Here is an 18,077-nt window from a genome sequence, read left to right as displayed (position 1 = left end):
GGAGGGACGCCCCGATACTGGATGTATCGGGGCGATCCCGACAACGCGGCGAGTGTGCGTGCCGGACACCGCCGGGCAGGCGGAACTTTCGATACACGTCCTAACCGAGCGCCTGCGTCAGGTCGGCCAGCAGGTCGTCGGCGTTCTCGATGCCGACGGAGAGCCTGACCAGGTCGGCCGGGACCTCCAGCAGGGAGCCGGCGGTGGACGCGTGCGTCATCCGGCCCGGGTGCTCGATCAGCGACTCCACGCCGCCGAGCGACTCGCCGAGCGTGAACAGCTTCGCCCGGTTGCAGACCTCGACCGCCGCCTCCTCACCGCCCGCGACGCGGAACGACACCATTCCGCCGAACGCCTTCATCTGCTTGGCGGCGATCTCGTGCCCCGGGTGCTCCGGCAGCCCGGGATACAGGACCTGCGTCACCTTGGGGTGCCGGGTCAGCAGGTCGGCCACCTTGGTGGCGTTCTCGTCGTGGCGGTCCATGCGCACCGCGAGCGTCTTGATGCCACGCAGGACCAGCCACGCGTCGAACGGACCGGCAACAGCCCCCATCGCGTTCTGGTGGTAGGCCAGTTCGTCGGCCAGCGCCGGGTCGCTGACGACGAGCGCGCCCCCGACGACGTCCGAGTGGCCGCCCATGTACTTCGTCGTCGAGTGCACCACGACGTCCGCGCCGAGGGCGAGCGGCTGCTGGAGGTAGGGGCTGGCGAAGGTGTTGTCGACGACGAGGCGCACCCCGGCCTGCCGGGCGACGCCCGCGACGGCCGCGATGTCGGTGATGCCGAGCAGCGGGTTGGACGGGGTCTCGACCCAGATCGCCTTGGTCCGGGGGGTGAGGGCCGCGCGCACCGCGCTCACGTCGGAGGTGTCGGCGACCGAGAACTCGACGCCCCAGCGCGAGGCGACCTTCGCGAACAGCCGGAACGTGCCGCCGTAGGCGTCGTTCGGGATGACCACGTGGTCGCCGGGCGTGAGCAGCGTCCGCAGGAGGCAGTCCTCGGCGGCCAGGCCGGAGGCGAACGCGAGCCCGCGGCGCCCGCCCTCCAGTGCCGCCAGGTTCTCCTCCAGGGCGGTGCGGGTCGGGTTGGCGCTGCGGCTGTACTCGTAGCCGCCGCGCAGGCCGCCGACGCCGTCCTGCTTGTAGGTGGACACCTGGTAGATCGGCGGGACCACGGCGCCGGTGCGGGGATCCGCCGTGTTGCCGGCATGGATCGCAAGGGTCTCGAAGCTGTGCTGGTCGCTCATGAGGCCCGAGCGTAGTTCGTCAGGAGGGCCCTCACGGGCCACTGCGCAGTCCGGGTACCCGTCCGGGGACAATGGGCCGCATGGAGATTCTGTGGTTCCTGCTCGCGCTGTGCATGCTCGCCGCGGTCGCCGGCCCGATCATGCTGCGCCGTCGTGGCGGTATCCGCCAGGTCGCGCCCGGTTCACCGGACGCGGCCGACCCGGACACCTACGGCTTCGTACGCCAGGAGGAGCTGGACGTCCGGCTGCCGGGGCCCGACCAGGACCTCCTGGACGTCCTGGACGTCGTGCAGGGCACGCAGAACTGGCGGGCCGCCTCCCAACTGCTGGCGGGTACGCCCAAGGAGAGCGAGACACGCTGGCAGCGCGTGCAGGCGTTCGCGGGAGCGGCCTCCCTGGAGCTGGCGCAGCGGCCCGGCGCGGGCGGGGCGTGGCTGCGCGCCTGGCGGGCCGAGGCCCCGAAGGACGCGGGCGCCGCGGCGGTGCACGCGGAATTCCTGGTGCAACAGGCGTGGCGCACCGGCACCGTGGGGACCGACGACTTCCGGATCATCCTGGAGGAGGCGCGTACGGTCTGCGGGGAGGCGGCCCTGCTGGCTCCGGGCGACCCGGTCCCGTACATCGTGGAACTGGCCGTAGCCCGCGGACTGGGCTACTCCCCCGAGCAGTTCGACCAGCTCTGGGCGAAGATCATCGACCGGGCGCCCGCGCACATGGGCGCGCACATCGCCGCCCTGCACTTCTGGTGCGAGAAGTGGCACGGCTCCCGCGAGGACGCCGCCCGGTTCGCGACGGCCGCCGCCGCCCGCGCCCCGCAGGGCTCGCTGCTCGCCGCGCTGCCGCTGTTCGCGGTGTACGAGCATCTGCCGGAGGTCAACCTCGTGCAGGGCTTCTACCGGAGCGCCGTCGTCACGCAGGCGGTCGAGGGCGCGATGTTCGCGGTCCACGCGGCCCGCGCGGACGACCCCGTGCTCGCCCATGTTCGACACCTGCTGGTCCTCTTCCTGGTTCGCATGGAACGCTGGTCGGAGGCCGTGCACCAGCTCGTCCACATCGACGGGCACGTGGGCGCCCTGCCCTGGACCCAGAGTTCCGACCCGGCCGCCGAGTACACGGTGTACCGGGCGCTGGCCGTCGCCGGATTCGAGGCGAACGGCGGCAGCCCGGCGAGCCTGCCGCACTGATCTGTCACTCCTCCTGGATGGGAACGGCCCCCCTATGACCCGACTGATCCCGCTCGTCCTGATAGCCCTCGCACTCTGGTTCTGGCTGCGGGCCAGAAGGAAGACGGCCGCGTACATGGCCTCCTACGAGGCACCCGAGGCGAACCGGGACCACCGGGACCACCGGGAACCTCCGGCCCCTGCTCCCTGAGGCGGCGGAATCCCGACCGCCCCCGGCGTGTTGTACGCCATGGAAACCGACCCCCGGAGGAGCCCCCGCATGTTCCTGAACCACCGCACCCCGCAGCTCCCCACCCGTGAGGAGGCCCTGCGCGGGCGCCCCGTCCCCGAATTCACGGTGCCCTCCCGCCACACGGTGCTCGGCAACCCGCTGACCGGCCCGTACCCCCAGGGCCTCGAAATCGCCGACTTCGCCCTGGGCTGCTTCTGGGGCGCCGAGCGTAAGTTCTGGCAGACGGAGGGCGTCTGGACGACCCTCGTCGGCTACCAGGGCGGTTACACGGAGAACCCGGCGTACGAGGAGGTCTGCTCGGGCCTGACGGGCCACACGGAGGCCGTCCGGGTGGTCTTCGACCCGCAGGTCGTCAGCTACGCGGAGCTCCTGAAGCTCTTCTGGGAGTCCCACAACCCCACCCAGGGCTTCCGCCAGGGCAACGACGTGGGGACCCAGTACCGCTCGGCGGTCTACACCCACTCCCCCGAGCAGGCGGAGGGCGCGGCGGCGTCCCGCGAGGCCTTCCAGCGGGTGCTGACCGGCGCGGGCTTCGGCGAGATCACCACCGAGATCCTCCCGGCCGAGGGCCGCACCTTCTGGCCCGCGGAGGCGTACCACCAGCAGTACCTCGACAAGAACCCGGACGGCTACTGCGGCATCGGCGGTACGGGAGCCACCTTGGAGTTCCCCTCCGAGACCAACTGGGGCCGCGCCTGCCCGACGGGCATCGCCCCGGCTCCCGCGGCCGACTGACCGCGGCGGACCGCGTGACCGCACCCGCTTGAAGAAGGCGGACCGAGGAGCCGGGCCGCCGCCGCCCGGCCCCTCACCCGCGCGGATCGCGGCACGGTGCTCCCGGGCGCTCTGCCCGCGGCGAATCTGCTGCGGGCCGAGATTCCGGACATCGGGCTCCCGGCGGGCCAAGAGTGGAGGGAGCGCGGCCGAACCGGCCGCCACCGTCACCGGGAGGTCCGATGTCACCCCACTCCGCCGTCCGTCCACGCGCCGCCGACGAGGACACACCCCCGACCCGGTTCGACGACCACCTCGCCGCACAGCTCCTCGGCCGGCGGATCGTCCTCCTGGGGACCCAGGTGGACGAGGTCTCCGCGAACCGCGTCTGCGCGCAGCTGCTGCTCCTGTCCGCCGAGGACCCGCGCACCGACATCAGCCTCTACATCAACAGCCCCGGCGGGTCCGTCACGGCCGGGCTGGCGATCTACGACACGATGCAGCTCGTCCCGAACGACGTCTCCACCCTGGCCATGGGCTTCGCCGCCAGCATGGGGCAGTTCCTGCTCACCGTCGGGGCGCCGGGCAAGCGGTTCGCCCTGCCGAACGCGCGGATCATGATGCACCAGCCGTCGGCCGGCATCGGCGGGTCGGCGTCCGACATCGCGATCCAGGCCGAGAACCTCGCGTTCACGAAGCAGGCCGTCGAGCGGATCACGGCCGCGCACACCGGGCAGAGCGAGGAGACGATCTCCCGCGACGGCGACCGGGACCGGTGGTTCACGGCCGAGCAGGCGAAGGCGTACGGCATGGTCGATCACGTCGTCGAGTCCCTCGACGACGTGAGCCCCGCCGGTTCGCGGCGACGGATGGGACTCTGACATGGGCCGGTACACGATCCCCCACGTCGTCGAACGCACCCCGCAGGGCGAACGCTCCTACGACGTCTTCAGCCGGCTGCTGTCCGAGCGGATCATCTTCCTCGGTACGGAGATCGACGACGATGTCGCCAACGTCGTCATCGCGCAGCTGCTGCACCTGGAGTCGTCCTCCCCGGACACCGAGATCGCGGTCTACATCAACTCACCCGGTGGCTCCTTCACCTCGCTCATGGCGATCTACGACACGATGAGTTTCGTGACCGCCCCCATCTCGACGTTCTGCGTCGGGCAGGCCGCTTCGACCGCCGCGGTGCTCCTGGCCGGCGGGGACCCGGGGCGGCGATTCGTCCTGGAGCACGCGCGGGTGCTGCTGGGGCAGCCGGCCAGCGGTGGCCGGCAGGGGACCGTGTCGGACCTCCGGCTGCACGCGAAGGAGATGCTGAGGGTCCGCTCGCAGGTCGAGGAGGTCCTGTCCCGGCACACCCACCACGACCCGGCGACGCTGCGGGCCGACACCGACCGGGACAGGGTCTTCACCGCGCGGGAGGCGGTGGACTACGGCCTCGCGGACGAGGTCCTCAGCCGCCGGATCCCGTCCGCCGCCTGACCACCCGCACCCGGCCCCCGCCCCCTCCCGGGCCCGCCGTCAGGCGGCCAGCCGCACCTCGCCCATCGGCGCGCGGGAAGAGGACGACATCCGGGACGGGGACAGCCAGGTGGAGGACAGCTGGGTGGAGGACAGCCGGGCAGGGGCCGGCCGGGCGGCGGTCGTACGGGACGGCAGCCGGACCCGGCTCCGGCGGGCGAGCTCCTCCTGGGCCAGGGACAGCACCTCCGCCAGCCCGAGTCCGAGGGAACGGGCCGCGGCCGCGAGGACCTCCGAGGAGGCCTCCTTGCGGCCGCGCTCGATCTCGGAGAGGTAGGGCATCGAGATGCGGGCGGCCTCGGCCACGTCCTTGAGCGTCCGCTCCTGGGCGAGCCGCTCGCGGCGCAGGACGTCACCGACGACATCCCGCCAGAGAGGTTCTCTGGGAGCGGGAGCCGGGGTGGGCCCCGGCGTCACGGTGACGAGTCGAAGGGAGACGACGCGGGCTCGGGCTCGGTTCTGCGCGTGGCTGCTCATCGCCCCAGCCTAGGAGCGCCGTGCCCGGCGCGGGAGGTGGAAGCGTTCCGCGCCGGGCGAATCTGCTGGTGGCTAATCCGCGTGTGGACGACCGACCGGGGCCGTACCGGACTCCCGGCGCCCCGAGCGTGCGTCAGATCAGGCCCTGCGCCAGCATCGCGTCCGCGACCAGCTCGAAGCCCGCGATGTTCGCGCCGGCCACGTAGTTGCCCGGGCTGCCGTACTTCTCGGCCGTGGTGAAGCAGGAGTCGTGGATGTGGCGCATGATCTCGGCGAGGCGCTCCTCCGTGTGGGCGAAGGTCCAGGAGTCACGGGAGGCGTTCTGCTGCATCTCCAGGGCGCTCGTGGCCACCCCTCCCGCGTTGGCCGCCTTGCCGGGGGCGAAGGCGACGCCTGCCTCCTGCAGCACACGGACCGCCTCGGGGGTGGTCGGCATGTTGGCGCCCTCGGCGACCGCCTTCACACCGTTGCGTACGAGGGCGAGGGCGTCGGGCTCGTGGAGTTCGTTCTGGGTGGCACAGGGCAGTGCCACGTCCACGGGGACGGCCCAGACGCCCGTGCCCTCGACGTACCGCACGTGCGGGCCGCGCCGCTCGGCGTACTCGGAGATCCGGCCGCGGCCGGTCTCCTTGACCTCCTTGAGCAGGGCCAGGTCGATGCCCTTCTCGTCGACGACGTAGCCGCCCGAGTCGGAGCAGGTGACGACGGTCGCACCGAGCTGCTGGGCCTTCTCGATGGCGTAGATGGCCACGTTCCCGGAGCCGGACACGCTGATGCGCTGGCCGTCGAGGGATTCGCCGCGGACCCGGAGCATCTCGGCCGTGAACAGCACGCAGCCGTACCCGGTCGCCTCCGTGCGCACCAGCGCGCCGCCCCAGCCGAGGCCCTTGCCGGTGAGGACGCCGGACTCGTACCGGTTGGTGATGCGCTTGTACTGGCCGAAGAGGTAACCGATCTCCCGGCCGCCGACGCCGATGTCACCGGCGGGGACGTCGGTGTACTCGCCCAGGTGGCGGTGGAGTTCGGTCATGAAGGACTGGCAGAACCGCATGATCTCGGCGTCCGTGCGGCCCTTGGGGTCGAAGTCCGACCCGCCCTTGCCGCCGCCGATCGGCATACCGGTCAGGGCGTTCTTGAAGATCTGCTCGAAACCGAGGAACTTCACGATGCCGAGGTTGACCGAGGGGTGGAAGCGCAGTCCGCCCTTGTACGGGCCGAGTGCGCTGGAGAACTCGACGCGGAAGCCGCGGTTGACGTGGATGTCCCCCGCGTCGTCCGCCCACGGCACCCGGAAGATGAGCTGGCGCTCCGGCTCGCAGATCCGCTCGATGATCCGTGCGTCGACGAACTCCGGCCGCCGGTTCAGCACCGGGCCGAGGGTTTCGAGGACCTCGCGTACCGCCTGGTGGAATTCCGTCTCGCCCTGGTTGCGGCGCAGCACCTCCGCGTAGAGCGGCTCGATGACGGGGTTGTCGACGGTGTGCTGGATGACGGGGTCGGAGCTGGCCGGCATGTGATCAAGACCTTCCGTGGGTGGGCTCGTGCGCGTCGGCGCTCCCTGTCCCCGGAGGCGCCACCGGTCCATGGCGGACCGCCGCACCGGCCGATTGTCCCAGCGGGTCGTCGCATTCCCGGGAGCCGTTTCACATAGTGGCCTCGCGCCCCGGCTCCCGGCGGGGGCGCCGCGGATCCCGGGGACCGCTTCCGGCGGGCCGGAACGGGTCGCGGGTGTCCGGACCGCACCGCGCCCCGGCGTGGCGAACCTCACAGCCCGGCGGGAGGCGCCGTGAGGGTCCTGGCCGCCGCCCGGCCGCCGGTGCGCACCGGCCCGCGACCTTGGCCATGCGTCCGCTCGCGCCCGAGGAACCGAGCCGGGCGGTGAGGGGGTGGGGCCGACGGCGGTCACGGCGTACCCGCCGGCGACTGACCGGCGCCCCGGACCTCGCACCGCGGCTGCCCCTGGCCGCCGCCCGTGCCCCTGCCCGGAGCTCCGGTCGGAATCTCCCGGGCCCGCGTACGCCGAAGGCGGCGGCACCCGGTGAGTCCGGGTGCCGCCGCCTTCGGAAGGGGGAAGAAGCGCGGGGGGATCGCGCGGTCAGGCCTGGGAGCCCGCCGTCCACTGCGACCAGCTCATGTTCCAGCCGTTGAGCCCGTTGTCGGGGGCGATGGTCTTGTCCGGGGAGTTCGTGACGACGACCACGTCACCGATCATGGAGTTGTCGTAGAACCACGCGGCGGCCGTGTCGGGGTCGTCCGCGCCCTTGGTGTCGGACAAGCCGACACAGCCGTGGCTGGTGTTGGCGCTGCCGAAGATGGACTTGGCGCCCCAGTAGTTGCCGTGGATGAAGGTGCCCGAGGTGGACAGCCGCATGGCGTGCGGTACGTCCTTGATGTCGTACTCGCCCTTGCCGTCGTCGTCCGTGAAGCCGACCGTCGAACCGTCCATGCGGGTCTCCTTGAACTTCTCGGAGATCACCATCTGGCCGTTGTACGTCGGGTTGTCGGGGGATCCGGCGGAGATCGGGATCGTCTTGACCGTCTTGCCGTCCCGGGTGACGGTCATGGTCTTCGCCTTGGCGTCGACGGTCGAGACCTGGTTGCGGCCGACCTTGAAGGTGACCGTCTTCTGCTGCACACCCACGACGCCGTCGGCACCCTCGACGCCGTCCAGCGCCAGCTTCAGCGTGACGGTGGAGCCGCCCTGCCAGTAGTTCTCGGGGCGCAGGTCCAGGCGCTGGCTGTTGAACCAGTGGCCGACGACTTCCTGGCCACTGCTCGACGTCACCGTGATGCCGGCCTGGACGGCCTTCTTGTCGGTGATCGGCTTGTTGAAGTTGATCGAGACGGGCATGCCGACGCCGACCGTGGAGCCGTCCTCGGGGGTGAAGTTCCCGATGAAGCTGTTCTCCGGGGAGACGGTGGTGAAGGAGCTGTTGCCGTGGGCCGCGCGGCCCTTCGAGTCGGCCGCCGTCGCACTGATCTTGTACGTGGTCGAGCGTTCGAGCTGACCCTTCGGCTTCCAGCTGGACCCGTCGGCGGCGAGGGTGCCCTCGACGGCGTCGCCGGACGCCGTGGCCATGGTGACCTGGGTCAGCTTGCCCTTGGCGACGGTGACCAGGGCCGCGTTGTTGATACTCGCGTTGACGGCGCCGTTCTTCGGCGCGATCGTTATCTGCGCTTCGGAGGTGTCCTTGGCGGCCGCCTCGTCCACCTGCGCCTGCGACGCCTTCGAACTGTCGGCGCTCGCGCTCGTACCACCGCCGCCGTCATTGCAGGCCGAAAGCACCAGCACACCGCCGAGCAGTGCGGACGCGGCCATGAGGCCCCTGCGCCGCTTGCTGACCGTCATCACACGCTTCTCCATCGTTGCCGATTCCCCGAAAAGATCCCCGGACGAGGCCGCCTGACGGCGAACCCGTCAATGTTCCAAGAACACCTGGAACAGGTGTTCCGTTCCACGTCTGCCGTATATGTGGGGAACACCACTCATCGACGCGTGCGCGGCGCCCGTGGTTCCCGCACTCCCACAGACGTGTCCGCCGACGTCAGCGTTCCGTGTTCCCGCCGATTTCCTCGTCGTCCGTGGCATTCTCCCCGACTCCGCAGTAGGTCTCGTCCTCGTCCTGCCCCGCCGACCGGTCCTCGGCGTCGGGGTCGTAGTCGACCGTCTCGCTGCTCCATGACGCCTCGGCCAGTTCCACCCCGGGCACCTGGCCGATCAGGTCGAACGGGTCGATGAGCGAGGCGAGGGCCTCCGCTCCGTCTTCCCTGACCGTCTCCTCGGCATGCGTACGTTCCTCGGCGGACTCGTCGGACGACGCTCCCGAGGCGGTGAAGTCGGCGGCGATGCTCTCGAGCGCGGTGCCGGTCAGGGCGTCCGGGTCGGTGATCTCCAGCACCATCTCCACGCGAAGCCGAACAAATACGGGTGTCTCTGCACTGGTCATACGCCGGAGCGTACGGCTTGCGGGACCTGCGGGTTTCCTCCGGCCCGCAGGTTTGCTTAGCATCGGCGTACGGGGTCAACCGATGGCTGTCGCAAGGGGATCGATTACGTGTCCGTCGCTCGTCGCATGCTGCTGACCACCACGGCGGCAGGCACCCTGCTCTGTGCTCTCTGGTTCGTCCCCTCCGCCAACGCCACCGACGGGACGGCTCCGCGCAGCGGCTCCGCTCCGTCGTCCGCCGGCTCCGCGGCCCCGGCGACGCAGGGCACGCAGGAGGCACCTGCCGCCCCGGCGGGGGAACCCGTCCCGCAGGACAGGCTCGCCGACACCGGCGCCGGGGTCGACACCACCCCGTACGTGATCGGTGGCACGGTCTCCCTGGCCGTCGGCGCGGGCCTCGTCGCCTACTCGGTGCGCCGGGCCGGCACGGCCGCCTTCTGAGACCGGGCCCGGCCGGGAGCGCGACGGCCGGGACGGCCCGCCGCGCTCCCGCCCCGGCTCAGGCCAGACGCCCGGTCACCGTCTCCGCGACCTCGACCAGCTTCCCCTCGCGTACGAAGGCGTCGGCGGCGGCCAGGTCGGGGGCGAGGAAGCGGTCGGGTCCCGGCCCCTGGACCCCGGCGGCCCGCAGCGCCTCGATGACGGCCCGCGACGCGGGTGCGGGGATCAGGCCCCCGGCGGCGCGCAGTTCGACCGCGCGCGTTGCGGCGTACAGCTCGACGGCCACGATGCGCGCGAGTCCGGTGACGGCCGTACGGAGCTTGCGCGCGGCCGACCAGCCCATGGAGACGTGGTCCTCCTGCATCGCGGAGGACGGGATCGAGTCCACGGACGCGGGGACGGCGAGCCGCTTCAACTCGCTGACCAGCGCGGCCTGGGTGTACTGGGCGATCATCAGCCCCGAGTCGACCCCGGCGTCGTCGGCGAGGAACGGCGGCAGCCCGTGCGAACGGTTCTTGTCCAGCAGGCGGTCCGTGCGGCGCTCGGTGATCGACCCGAGGTCGGCGGCGACGATGGCGAGGAAGTCGAGGACGTAGGCGACGGGCGCGCCGTGGAAGTTGCCGTTGGACTCGACCCGGCCCCCCGGAAGCACGACCGGGTTGTCGACGGCGGCGGCCAGTTCGCGGTCGGCGACGAGCCGGCCGTGCGCGAGGGTGTCGCGCCCGGCCCCGTTGACCTGGGGCGCGCAGCGTACGGAGTAGGCGTCCTGGACCCGGGGCGCGTCGCCCGTGACCTCGGAGTGCCGTCCGGTCAGGCCGGAACCCGCGAGCACCCGCATCATGTTGTCGGCGGAGGCACCCTGACCGGGGTGCGGGCGTATGGCGTGGAGCTCCGGCGCGAGGACCTTGTCCGTGCCGAGGAGGGCTTCCAGGGAGAGGGCGGCGGTGATGTCGGCCGAGGTGTAGAGGTTCTCGAGGTCGGCGAGGGCCATCACCAGCATGCCGAGCATGCCGTCGGTGCCGTTGAGGAGGGCGAGCCCCTCCTTCTCGCGCAGTTCGACGGGTGTGATGCCGTGGGCGGCCAGGAGCTCGCCGGCGGGACGTACGGTCCCGTCGGGGCCCTCCGCGTCCCCCTCGCCCATCAGGGCCAGGGCGCAGTGCGAGAGCGGGGCCAGGTCGCCGGAGCAGCCGAGCGAGCCGTACTCGTGGACGACGGGCGTGATGCCGGCGTTCAGCACATCGGCCATGGTCCGGGCGACCTCGGGGCGTACGCCGGTGTGCCCGGAGGCGAGGGTCTTCAGCCGCAGGAACATCAGCGCCCGGACGACCTCGCGCTCGACGCGGGGGCCCATGCCCGCCGCGTGCGAGCGGACGATGTTGCGCTGGAGCTGCGCGCGCAGCTCGGGGCCGATGTGCCGGCTGGCGAGGGCGCCGAAGCCGGTGGAGACGCCGTAGACCGGTTCCGGCCTGGCGGCGAGCGCGTCGACGATCTCGCGGGCGGCGGCCAGCGCCTCGACGGCGGCCGCGGAGAGCTCGACCCGGGCGCCCTTGCGGGCCACGGCGATGACGTCCTCGGCGGTGGTGCCGGACGTCCCCACCACGACTGTATGCATATCCATATTCAGAAGCGTACGGACTGAATCGCCGCATGTCACCAGTGATCGCCCGGCCGACCCCTTACCGAGGCCTCAGCCCCCGCCCCCGGGCGGGCTCCCCCGGAGCCTGCGGCGGTCGTGCGGGGAGCGGGGCGGGGAGTCGGCGAGCCGGATGACCTCGCCGTCCCGCCCCGCCACCACGGGCGTCCTGGAGTGTGCAGCCTTCGCCTGGTACTGGGCGGCGTCGGCCAGCCGGAAGAGCCGGCGCGCGGAACGTACGGGACCGATGTCGTCTCCGGTCGACGCGACGCCGCAGGCGACGCCGTTCCCGAGCTCCAGGCGGACGGCCCGCGCGCAGAGTTCCTCGGCCACCCGGACCACCTCGTCGGCGCCGGGCCCCACGGTCAGCAGACAGAACTCGTCCCCGCCCAGCCGGGCCGCCAGCGCCCCGGGAAGTATCGCCCCGCAGAGCGAGAGGACGGAGCCGAATCGTTCCAGCAGACGGTCGCCGACGGCGTGGCCGTGCGTGTCGTTGACCTCCTTGAGGCCGTTCAGGTCACAGACCACCAGGCTGACCACCGCATCCTCCGCCCGGTGCCGCTCCACCGCCTCGTCGAGCCGGATGTCGACCGCGCGGCGGTTGGCGAGCCCGGTGAGGGGGTCGGTGAAGGCCAGCTTCCGGACCTCCTCCAAGCGCTCCGTCTGGGCGATTCCCGCCGCGGCGACGGCCGCGAGCACGGTCGCGAAGTCCGCGTCGTCCCGGTCGAAGACGGGCGCCCCCGCCCGCCGGGCCACGTAGAGCTCGCCCCAGGCGCGGCCGTGCAGGACGATCGGCGCCACGACGCAACAGCCCCGGCCGCGCCGCCGCAGGGCCGCCACCCGCTGGTGGCAGTACGGCCGGGACCCCCGGGCAGGGGCCCCGGCGGCACGGCTGCCGTCGGCGGTCTCCACCCAGGCGTCCGGCTCGCCGCCGCCGGCCCACCGCTCGTGCAGGAACTCGGTGATCTCCGGGAACTGGTGCACCGGGTAGGTCTCCTCCTCGGGGAACTCCTCCTCCCCCGGCGCCCGCTCCCCCACGTTCACCAGCACCCTGAGCCTGCCCCGGTCGCGTTCCCAGACGGACAGCGCGGCGAAGCTGCCGCCCAGGGCCTCGCACGCGCCGAGCGCGGCCGCCCGCCAGGAGTCCCGCGGGGTGGAGGCCGCCGCCATCGTCTGCGCCAGCGCCACCACGGCACGCAGCCGCACCTCATCACCGCCCATCGCTCCAGCTTAGGTAGGTTTGCGGCGATCCGAGCGGTTCACGGAGCTGATGATCTTCACTACGGGTGCGCCCGCACGCCCGGTCCCGCGGGGGCCCACCCCGCGGACCCGCACGGACGGTGCTCGCACCGGCCCGCCGGGGCCGCGCTCACTCCCCGGGCCAGACGGGCTTCCGCTTCTCGTTGAACGCGGCCACGCCCTCGGCCCGGTCCCCGGAGAACGCCACCGACCGCCAGGCCGCGTCCTCGACCTCCAGTCCGGCCCGCAGGTCGAGCCCGTGCCCGAGCCGCAGCGCCCGCTTCGCGGCGCGCAGCCCCACCGGGGAGTTGGCGGCGATACGGCCGCCGAGTGCCAGCGCCGCCTCCCGGTCGCCGCCCGCCTCGACCAGTTCGTCGATCAGGCCGAGCTCCCGCGCCTCGGCCGCCTCCACGCGCCGGGCGGTGAACACCAGCTCGGCGGCGCGCGCCGCGCCGACCCTGCGGGGCAGCAGCTGCGTACCCCCGCCGCCCGGGATGACCCCGACGGACACCTCGGGCAGGCCCACCACGGCCGTGCGGTCGGCCACGATCACGTCGCAGGCCAGTGCCAGCTCGAAGCCGCCACCGAGGGCGAATCCGTGCACCGCGGCGACGACCGGCATCGGCAGTTCCAGCACGCCGGTGTACGCGGCCCGGGCGGTGGGCCGCTGCCGCACCAGCTCGGCGTCCGTGAAGGAGTTCCGCTCCTTGAGGTCCGCGCCCACGCAGAAGGCCCGGTCGTGACTGGAGGTGAGGACGGTGGCCCGCACCTCCGGGTCGGCGCCGAGCGCGGCGCAGGCCTGGCCGATCGAGCGGGCCATGGCGGTGGACACGGCGTTCATGGCCTTGGGCCGGTCGAGGACCAGTTCGGCGACATGGTCCTGGCCCTCGTGCCGCCGTACGACGACGAATTCCCCGAACCTCTGCTCGGACGTGACGGTCATGGCGCACCCCTCCGGTTAACGAGCGTTACCGGGATCCTAGGACGCGGGCGCCCCGAGCCCCAGGGGGCGGGGGCCCGAGGAGGAGCGGCGGGCGCACGGGCCGCGTCCCCCGGCCGCCGGGCGGGGTCAGGACGACGGCGTGCCGCGCCGCGCCAGCAGCCACGGCTCGATCACGCCCAGCCCGCGCACCGGCCGCTGCCACATCGGCTGCAGCCCGAAGCGGTACGCCGGCAGGGGCGGCTCCTCGTCCTGCCGGCCCTCCTTCTCGGCCAGCCGGGCGCGCTCGGCCGCGGCGGCGGCCTCCTCGGCCGCCTGGGCCTCGGAGGCGGGGGCGTCCCCGGTCCGAGTGAGCTCCTGGGCGAACGCGCCGTCGACCAGCACGGCGTCCTTCGGCGCTATCGACGTGAGCCTGCTGGCCAGGTTCACCGTCGTACCGAACACGTCGCCCATGCGCGTGGTCACCGTGCCGAAGGCGATGCCGACCCGCAGCGCGGGCATCGTCGTGTCCTGGCCCATCGCCTCGACCAGCCGGAGCGCTATCTCGCCCGCCGTGCCCGCGTCGTCCGCGGCGAAGAGGACCTCGTCGCCCAGCGTCTTGATGAGCCGCCCGCCGTGGGCGGCGACCAGGTCGGCGGAGGTCGTCTCGAAGGCCTCGACCAGTTCGCCCAGCTCCTCCTCCTCCAGCCGCCGGGTCAGCCGGGTGAAGCCGACGAGGTCGGCGAAGCCCACGGCGAGCCGCCTGTCGACCATCTCCTCGTCGTCCGCCGCCTGCACGACCCGCCCGGTCGCGGCGGCGAGCTGGCGCCGCCACACGTACACCAGGAACTCCTGGAGCTCGGGCAGGAGCAGCTCGATCAGCGGGTAGGTGACCTCCGTGCGGGTCATGCCGGGCTCGGGGGGCTCGGTCAGCCCCTCCAGGAAGGAGTCGATCTGCCACTCGGCGAGCCGGGCGGTGGTCTGCCCGGTCGACCGGGCCACCTGGATCGCCATCGGCTCACTGAGCAGCCCGGCCTCCACCAGACCGGCCAGCCGGCGCAGGGCCAGCACGTCGGCCTCGGTGAGCGCCTTGGCCTGCCCGATGTCGGCGAAGCCCATGGCCCGCCAGAAGCGGGACGCGAGGTCCATGGAGACCCCGGCGGTCCTGGCCGCCTGGAACGGCGTGTACCGGCGGTCGGCCCCCAGGATCAGCTGTTCCAGCCGGATCGCGAGGGGGTCGTCGCTCGGTTCGGCCGTGTGGTCGACCTCGTGGTGCGGCGTGGGATGGACCGAGGGCTCCGCCGGAGGGTCCGCACCCTCGCCGGAACTCGTGTCGTCGACGGTCACCGGCCGCCTCCTGCCCGTTCCCTGCGCACTGCCCTGCCGATCTGTCGCTGGATCGCCTCAACGATACGGCAGATGTGCCGTGGCTCACGTCCCCGGCCGTCCGGTCCGGGTGCCTCATGGACGACATCACCCGTGGTGGCGGCCCCACGCGGGCCGCCGGCCCGGTCAGGTCAGCCCGCCCTCCGCGCCGCGCAGGTGGACGATGTCGCCGGCCGACACGGGTTCCTGGAGCCCGTCGCCGGTCGCCAGGACCAGCCGGCCGTCGCCGTCGATCGCGACGGCCTCACCCACGAGCGTCCGGTCGCCCGGGAGCTCGGCCCGCACCGTCCTGTCCAGCGTGGCGCAGCCCGCCGCGTACGCCGCCTGGAGCCCGCACTCGGCGGCGTCGCCCTTCGCCTCGCGCCACCGCCCGTACCACTGCTCCAGCGAGCGCAGGACGGCCCGCAGCAGCGTCTCGCGGTCGGTGGAGACCGCGCCGGCGAGTGCCAGGGAGCCGGCGTGCGGGGCGGGCAGTTCGGCCGCGCGCAGCGAGACGTTCACGCCGATGCCGATGACGACGCCGTCCCCGGCCCGCTCGGCGAGGATGCCGCCGGTCTTGCGTTCCGTGTCCCCGACGGTCACCAGGAGGTCGTTGGGCCATTTCAGTGCGAGGTCGACGCCCGCGGACCGCGCGAGCCCGGTGGCGGCGCCGACTCCGGCCAGCAGGGGCAGCCACCCCCAGCGCTCGACGGGCACCTCCAAGGGCGTGAGGCGGACCGAGAAGAACAGCCCCGACCGGGGCGGTGCCGACCACCTCCGGTCCAGCCGCCCGCGGCCCTCGGTCTGCTCCTCGGCGACCAGCACCGCGCCCTCGGCCGCCCCGGGGCCGGAGACACGCGCCGCGAGGTCGGAGTTGGTGGAGCCGGTCCGCTCGACGACGTCGAGGGAACTCCACAGCCCGCCCGGCCGCACCAGGGCGCGCCGCAGCGCGGAGGCGTTCAGGGGCGGCCTGTCGAGGTCCGACCAGCGGTTGTGTGCGGCGTCCGGAGGTGTCATACGCCCCACATTAGGTGTGTCCAACGACGCACTGCCGAACGGTATCCGCGCCGATACGCTACGGATCAGTAGCAAGACCGGCCGGCGAGCAGGTTGCCGTCGAGCCGTCCGTGTCCGGCGCCGCACCGGAGGTGCCGGACAGCACGAACCAGCCGTCCCCGTGACCAGGCAGGGAGCCGCCACCCGATGTCCGAGCCGCAGAGCGACATCCACACGACCGCGGGAAAGATCGCGGACCTGCAGCGCCGTATCGACGAGGCCACACACGCGGGTTCCGCACGCGCCGTGGAGAAACAGCACGCCAAGGGCAAGCTGACCGCCCGTGAGCGCGTGGAACTCCTGCTCGACGAGGGTTCCTTCGTGGAGCTCGACGAGTTCGCACGTCACCGGTCCACCAATTTCGGCATCGACAAGAACCGCCCCTACGGGGACGGGGTCGTCACCGGCTACGGCACCGTCGACGGGCGCCCCGTCTGCGTGTACTCGCAGGACTTCACGATCTTCGGCGGCTCGCTCGGCGAGGTCTACGGCGAGAAGATCGTGAAGGTCATGGACTTCGCGATGAAGACCGGATGCCCGGTGATCGGCATCAACGACGGCGGCGGCGCCCGTATCCAGGAGGGCGTGGTCGCCCTCGGCCTGTTCGCCGAGATCTTCCGCCGCAACGTCCACGCCTCGGGTGTCGTCCCGCAGATCTCCCTGATCGTCGGCCCGTGCGCCGGCGGCGCGGTCTACTCCCCGGCGATCACCGACTTCACGGTCATGGTCGACCAGACCTCGCACATGTTCATCACGGGCCCCGACGTCATCAAGACGGTCACCGGCGAGGACGTCGGCTTCGAGGAGCTGGGCGGCGCCCGCACGCACAACACCACCTCCGGGGTGGCGCACCACATGGCGGGTGACGAGAAGGACGCCATCGAGTACGTCAAGTCCCTGCTGTCGTACCTCCCGTCGAACAACCTCTCCGAGGCCCCCGCCTTCCCGGAGGAGGCCGACCTGGGGACGACGGACGAGGACCGCGAGCTCGACACCCTCATCCCGGACTCGGCGAACCAGCCGTACGACATGCACACCGCCATCGAGCACGTGCTCGACGACGGCGAGTTCCTGGAGACGCAGGCGCTGTTCGCGCCGAACATCATCACCGGCTTCGGCCGTGTCGAGGGCTATCCGGTCGGCATCGTCGCCAACCAGCCGATGCAGTTCGCCGGCTGCCTGGACATCGACGCGAGCGAGAAGGCCGCCCGCTTCGTGCGCACCTGCGACGCGTTCAACGTGCCGGTCCTGACCTTCGTGGACGTGCCCGGCTTCCTGCCCGGTGTCGACCAGGAGTACGGCGGCATCATCCGCCGCGGAGCCAAGCTGATCTACGCCTACGCCGAGGCCACCGTCCCGCTGATCACGGTGATCACCCGCAAGGCCTTCGGCGGCGCGTACGACGTCATGGGCTCCAAGCACCTGGGCGCCGACCTGAACCTCGCCTGGCCGACCGCGCAGATCGCGGTGATGGGCGCGCAGGGCGCGGTGAACATCCTGCACCGCCGCACGATCGCCGCGGTCGAGGACGCCGACGAGAGGGAAGCCGCCCGCGCCAAGCTGATGGCGGACTACGAGGACACCCTCCTGAACCCGTACGTCGCGGCCGAGCGCGGATACGTCGACGCGGTGATCATGCCGTCCGACACCCGGGCACACCTCGTCAGGGGCCTGCGCCAGCTCCGTACGAAGCGAGAGTCGCTGCCGCCGAAGAAGCACGGCAACATCCCCCTCTGACCCAGCCACCGGGAGCCACCATGATCAAGGTCGTACGGGGCAATCCGACCCCGGAAGAGCTCGCCGCCGCGCTCGCGGTGGTCCGGGCGCGTGCGGCGGCGGTCGCCGCCCCGCCGCCCGGCGCCCCTCTTCCCCCGGAACAGTGGTCGGACCCGGGCCGAATCGCCCGCCAGGGGGCGCCGCGCCCCGGTCCGCGCTCCTGGGCACGGACGTACTGGCCCGTGTGACGGCGCACCGAGCGGGAGCGCCGTGGGGGGGGGGGGGGGGGGGCGGGGGGGCCCCCCCCCCCGGCGCGCGCCGCCACGAGGAGGTCGGGGGTGGGGGGGAGGGGCGCCAGGCCGCGGCCCCATCCCGACGCGC

The 18,077-nt window shown here is 72.5% G+C and carries 18 protein-coding genes; 8 read left to right on the top strand and 10 right to left on the bottom strand.

Features of this window, described 5'->3' with window-relative positions:
- Nucleotides 1-100: 100 nt before the first annotated feature.
- Complete coding sequence (locus tag ACH4VO_RS00200) at nucleotides 101-1,246, bottom strand: cystathionine gamma-synthase (protein WP_360993256.1); 1,146 nt, start codon at nucleotides 1,244-1,246, stop codon at nucleotides 101-103.
- 80 nt (nucleotides 1,247-1,326) lie between these two features.
- Here ACH4VO_RS00200 and ACH4VO_RS00195 point away from each other — a divergent pair, with 80 nt between their 5' ends.
- The 5 genes from ACH4VO_RS00195 (at nucleotide 1,327) to ACH4VO_RS00175 (ending at nucleotide 4,864) form a co-directional block, all read left to right on the top strand.
- Nucleotides 1,327-2,430: a hypothetical protein gene (locus ACH4VO_RS00195; protein WP_360993259.1), complete on the top strand. Its 1,104-nt coding sequence runs from the start codon at nucleotides 1,327-1,329 to the stop codon at nucleotides 2,428-2,430.
- Nucleotides 2,431-2,464: 34 nt separating this feature from the next.
- Nucleotides 2,465-2,620 carry a hypothetical protein gene (locus ACH4VO_RS00190; RefSeq protein ID WP_360993261.1) on the top strand — a complete coding sequence of 52 codons (156 nt, stop codon included), beginning with the start codon at nucleotides 2,465-2,467 and terminating at the stop codon, nucleotides 2,618-2,620.
- Nucleotides 2,621-2,689: 69 nt separating this feature from the next.
- Complete coding sequence (gene msrA, locus ACH4VO_RS00185; RefSeq protein ID WP_360993264.1) at nucleotides 2,690-3,397, top strand: peptide-methionine (S)-S-oxide reductase MsrA; 708 nt, start codon at nucleotides 2,690-2,692, stop codon at nucleotides 3,395-3,397.
- Nucleotides 3,398-3,618: 221 nt separating this feature from the next.
- On the top strand, nucleotides 3,619-4,257 hold the full coding sequence (locus ACH4VO_RS00180) for an ATP-dependent Clp protease proteolytic subunit (RefSeq protein ID WP_360993267.1): 639 nt from the start codon (nucleotides 3,619-3,621) through the stop codon (nucleotides 4,255-4,257).
- A gap of 1 nt (nucleotide 4,258) precedes the next feature.
- Nucleotides 4,259-4,864: an ATP-dependent Clp protease proteolytic subunit gene (locus ACH4VO_RS00175; protein WP_360993270.1), complete on the top strand. Its 606-nt coding sequence runs from the start codon at nucleotides 4,259-4,261 to the stop codon at nucleotides 4,862-4,864.
- A gap of 39 nt (nucleotides 4,865-4,903) precedes the next feature.
- Here the strand turns inward: ACH4VO_RS00175 and ACH4VO_RS00170 are convergent, their stop codons facing one another.
- From ACH4VO_RS00170 to ACH4VO_RS00155, 4 genes are all read right to left on the bottom strand, one after another.
- Nucleotides 4,904-5,380: a helix-turn-helix transcriptional regulator gene (locus tag ACH4VO_RS00170; protein ID WP_360993273.1), complete on the bottom strand. Its 477-nt coding sequence runs from the start codon at nucleotides 5,378-5,380 to the stop codon at nucleotides 4,904-4,906.
- 133 nt (nucleotides 5,381-5,513) lie between these two features.
- On the bottom strand, nucleotides 5,514-6,893 hold the full coding sequence (gdhA, locus tag ACH4VO_RS00165; protein ID WP_360993276.1) for an NADP-specific glutamate dehydrogenase: 1,380 nt from the start codon (nucleotides 6,891-6,893) through the stop codon (nucleotides 5,514-5,516).
- A 582-nt stretch (nucleotides 6,894-7,475) separates the two neighbouring features.
- Nucleotides 7,476-8,744: an Ig-like domain-containing protein gene (locus tag ACH4VO_RS00160; RefSeq protein WP_360993279.1), complete on the bottom strand. Its 1,269-nt coding sequence runs from the start codon at nucleotides 8,742-8,744 to the stop codon at nucleotides 7,476-7,478.
- Between the two features lie 181 nt (nucleotides 8,745-8,925).
- Complete coding sequence (locus tag ACH4VO_RS00155) at nucleotides 8,926-9,327, bottom strand: hypothetical protein (RefSeq protein WP_360993281.1); 402 nt, start codon at nucleotides 9,325-9,327, stop codon at nucleotides 8,926-8,928.
- A 108-nt stretch (nucleotides 9,328-9,435) separates the two neighbouring features.
- Between ACH4VO_RS00155 and ACH4VO_RS00150 the strand changes: the two genes are divergently transcribed.
- Complete coding sequence (locus ACH4VO_RS00150; RefSeq protein WP_360993284.1) at nucleotides 9,436-9,768, top strand: hypothetical protein; 333 nt, start codon at nucleotides 9,436-9,438, stop codon at nucleotides 9,766-9,768.
- 58 nt (nucleotides 9,769-9,826) lie between these two features.
- On the opposite strand, the gene hutH is transcribed toward ACH4VO_RS00150, so the two are convergent.
- The 5 genes from hutH to ACH4VO_RS00125 all read right to left on the bottom strand — a co-directional run bounded on the left by hutH (nucleotide 9,827) and on the right by ACH4VO_RS00125 (nucleotide 15,941).
- A complete protein-coding gene (gene hutH / locus ACH4VO_RS00145; RefSeq protein ID WP_360993286.1) occupies nucleotides 9,827-11,386 on the bottom strand; it encodes a histidine ammonia-lyase in 1,560 nt (519 codons plus the stop codon).
- Nucleotides 11,387-11,455: 69 nt separating this feature from the next.
- Complete coding sequence (locus tag ACH4VO_RS00140; RefSeq protein ID WP_360993289.1) at nucleotides 11,456-12,622, bottom strand: GGDEF domain-containing protein; 1,167 nt, start codon at nucleotides 12,620-12,622, stop codon at nucleotides 11,456-11,458.
- Nucleotides 12,623-12,770: 148 nt separating this feature from the next.
- Nucleotides 12,771-13,583 (bottom strand): enoyl-CoA hydratase-related protein, encoded by an 813-nt coding sequence (locus ACH4VO_RS00135; RefSeq protein WP_360993292.1) that lies wholly within the window; start codon nucleotides 13,581-13,583, stop codon nucleotides 12,771-12,773.
- A 126-nt stretch (nucleotides 13,584-13,709) separates the two neighbouring features.
- On the bottom strand, nucleotides 13,710-14,906 hold the full coding sequence (locus tag ACH4VO_RS00130; RefSeq protein ID WP_360993294.1) for an adenylate/guanylate cyclase domain-containing protein: 1,197 nt from the start codon (nucleotides 14,904-14,906) through the stop codon (nucleotides 13,710-13,712).
- A 165-nt stretch (nucleotides 14,907-15,071) separates the two neighbouring features.
- Nucleotides 15,072-15,941: a biotin--[acetyl-CoA-carboxylase] ligase gene (locus ACH4VO_RS00125; RefSeq protein ID WP_360993298.1), complete on the bottom strand. Its 870-nt coding sequence runs from the start codon at nucleotides 15,939-15,941 to the stop codon at nucleotides 15,072-15,074.
- 186 nt (nucleotides 15,942-16,127) lie between these two features.
- Between ACH4VO_RS00125 and ACH4VO_RS00120 the strand changes: the two genes are divergently transcribed.
- On the top strand, nucleotides 16,128-17,717 hold the full coding sequence (locus tag ACH4VO_RS00120) for an acyl-CoA carboxylase subunit beta (RefSeq protein WP_360993301.1): 1,590 nt from the start codon (nucleotides 16,128-16,130) through the stop codon (nucleotides 17,715-17,717).
- 20 nt (nucleotides 17,718-17,737) lie between these two features.
- Nucleotides 17,738-17,944, top strand: coding sequence for an acyl-CoA carboxylase epsilon subunit (locus ACH4VO_RS00115; protein WP_360993304.1), 207 nt, complete (start codon nucleotides 17,738-17,740; stop codon nucleotides 17,942-17,944).
- Nucleotides 17,945-18,077: the final 133 nt, after the last annotated feature.

It is taken from the genome of Streptomyces sp. NPDC020780, from assembly GCF_044334475.1.
Lineage (GTDB): Bacteria > Actinomycetota > Actinomycetes > Streptomycetales > Streptomycetaceae > Streptomyces.
The sequence above is the reverse complement of the archived record's forward strand: the minus strand, read 5'-3'. Positions and strand labels throughout refer to the sequence as shown.

What these genes read in the sequence shown, in the direction of transcription:
- ACH4VO_RS00115 (WP_360993304.1), top strand. Translation starts at nt 17,738, where the DNA reads ATGATCAAGGTCGTACGGGGCAATCCGACCCCGGAAGAGCTCGCCGCC.
- ACH4VO_RS00125 (WP_360993298.1), bottom strand. Translation starts at nt 15,941, where the DNA reads ATGACACCTCCGGACGCCGCACACAACCGCTGGTCGGACCTCGACAGG.
- ACH4VO_RS00135 (WP_360993292.1), bottom strand. Translation starts at nt 13,583, where the DNA reads ATGACCGTCACGTCCGAGCAGAGGTTCGGGGAATTCGTCGTCGTACGG.
- ACH4VO_RS00200 (WP_360993256.1), bottom strand. Translation starts at nt 1,246, where the DNA reads ATGAGCGACCAGCACAGCTTCGAGACCCTTGCGATCCATGCCGGCAAC.
- ACH4VO_RS00195 (WP_360993259.1), top strand. Translation starts at nt 1,327, where the DNA reads ATGGAGATTCTGTGGTTCCTGCTCGCGCTGTGCATGCTCGCCGCGGTC.
- msrA (WP_360993264.1), top strand. Translation starts at nt 2,690, where the DNA reads ATGTTCCTGAACCACCGCACCCCGCAGCTCCCCACCCGTGAGGAGGCC.
- ACH4VO_RS00180 (WP_360993267.1), top strand. Translation starts at nt 3,619, where the DNA reads ATGTCACCCCACTCCGCCGTCCGTCCACGCGCCGCCGACGAGGACACA.
- hutH (WP_360993286.1), bottom strand. Translation starts at nt 11,386, where the DNA reads ATGGATATGCATACAGTCGTGGTGGGGACGTCCGGCACCACCGCCGAG.
- ACH4VO_RS00140 (WP_360993289.1), bottom strand. Translation starts at nt 12,622, where the DNA reads ATGGGCGGTGATGAGGTGCGGCTGCGTGCCGTGGTGGCGCTGGCGCAG.
- ACH4VO_RS00120 (WP_360993301.1), top strand. Translation starts at nt 16,128, where the DNA reads ATGTCCGAGCCGCAGAGCGACATCCACACGACCGCGGGAAAGATCGCG.
- ACH4VO_RS00170 (WP_360993273.1), bottom strand. Translation starts at nt 5,380, where the DNA reads ATGAGCAGCCACGCGCAGAACCGAGCCCGAGCCCGCGTCGTCTCCCTT.
- gdhA (WP_360993276.1), bottom strand. Translation starts at nt 6,893, where the DNA reads ATGCCGGCCAGCTCCGACCCCGTCATCCAGCACACCGTCGACAACCCC.
- ACH4VO_RS00160 (WP_360993279.1), bottom strand. Translation starts at nt 8,744, where the DNA reads ATGGAGAAGCGTGTGATGACGGTCAGCAAGCGGCGCAGGGGCCTCATG.
- ACH4VO_RS00155 (WP_360993281.1), bottom strand. Translation starts at nt 9,327, where the DNA reads ATGACCAGTGCAGAGACACCCGTATTTGTTCGGCTTCGCGTGGAGATG.
- ACH4VO_RS00175 (WP_360993270.1), top strand. Translation starts at nt 4,259, where the DNA reads ATGGGCCGGTACACGATCCCCCACGTCGTCGAACGCACCCCGCAGGGC.
- ACH4VO_RS00190 (WP_360993261.1), top strand. Translation starts at nt 2,465, where the DNA reads ATGACCCGACTGATCCCGCTCGTCCTGATAGCCCTCGCACTCTGGTTC.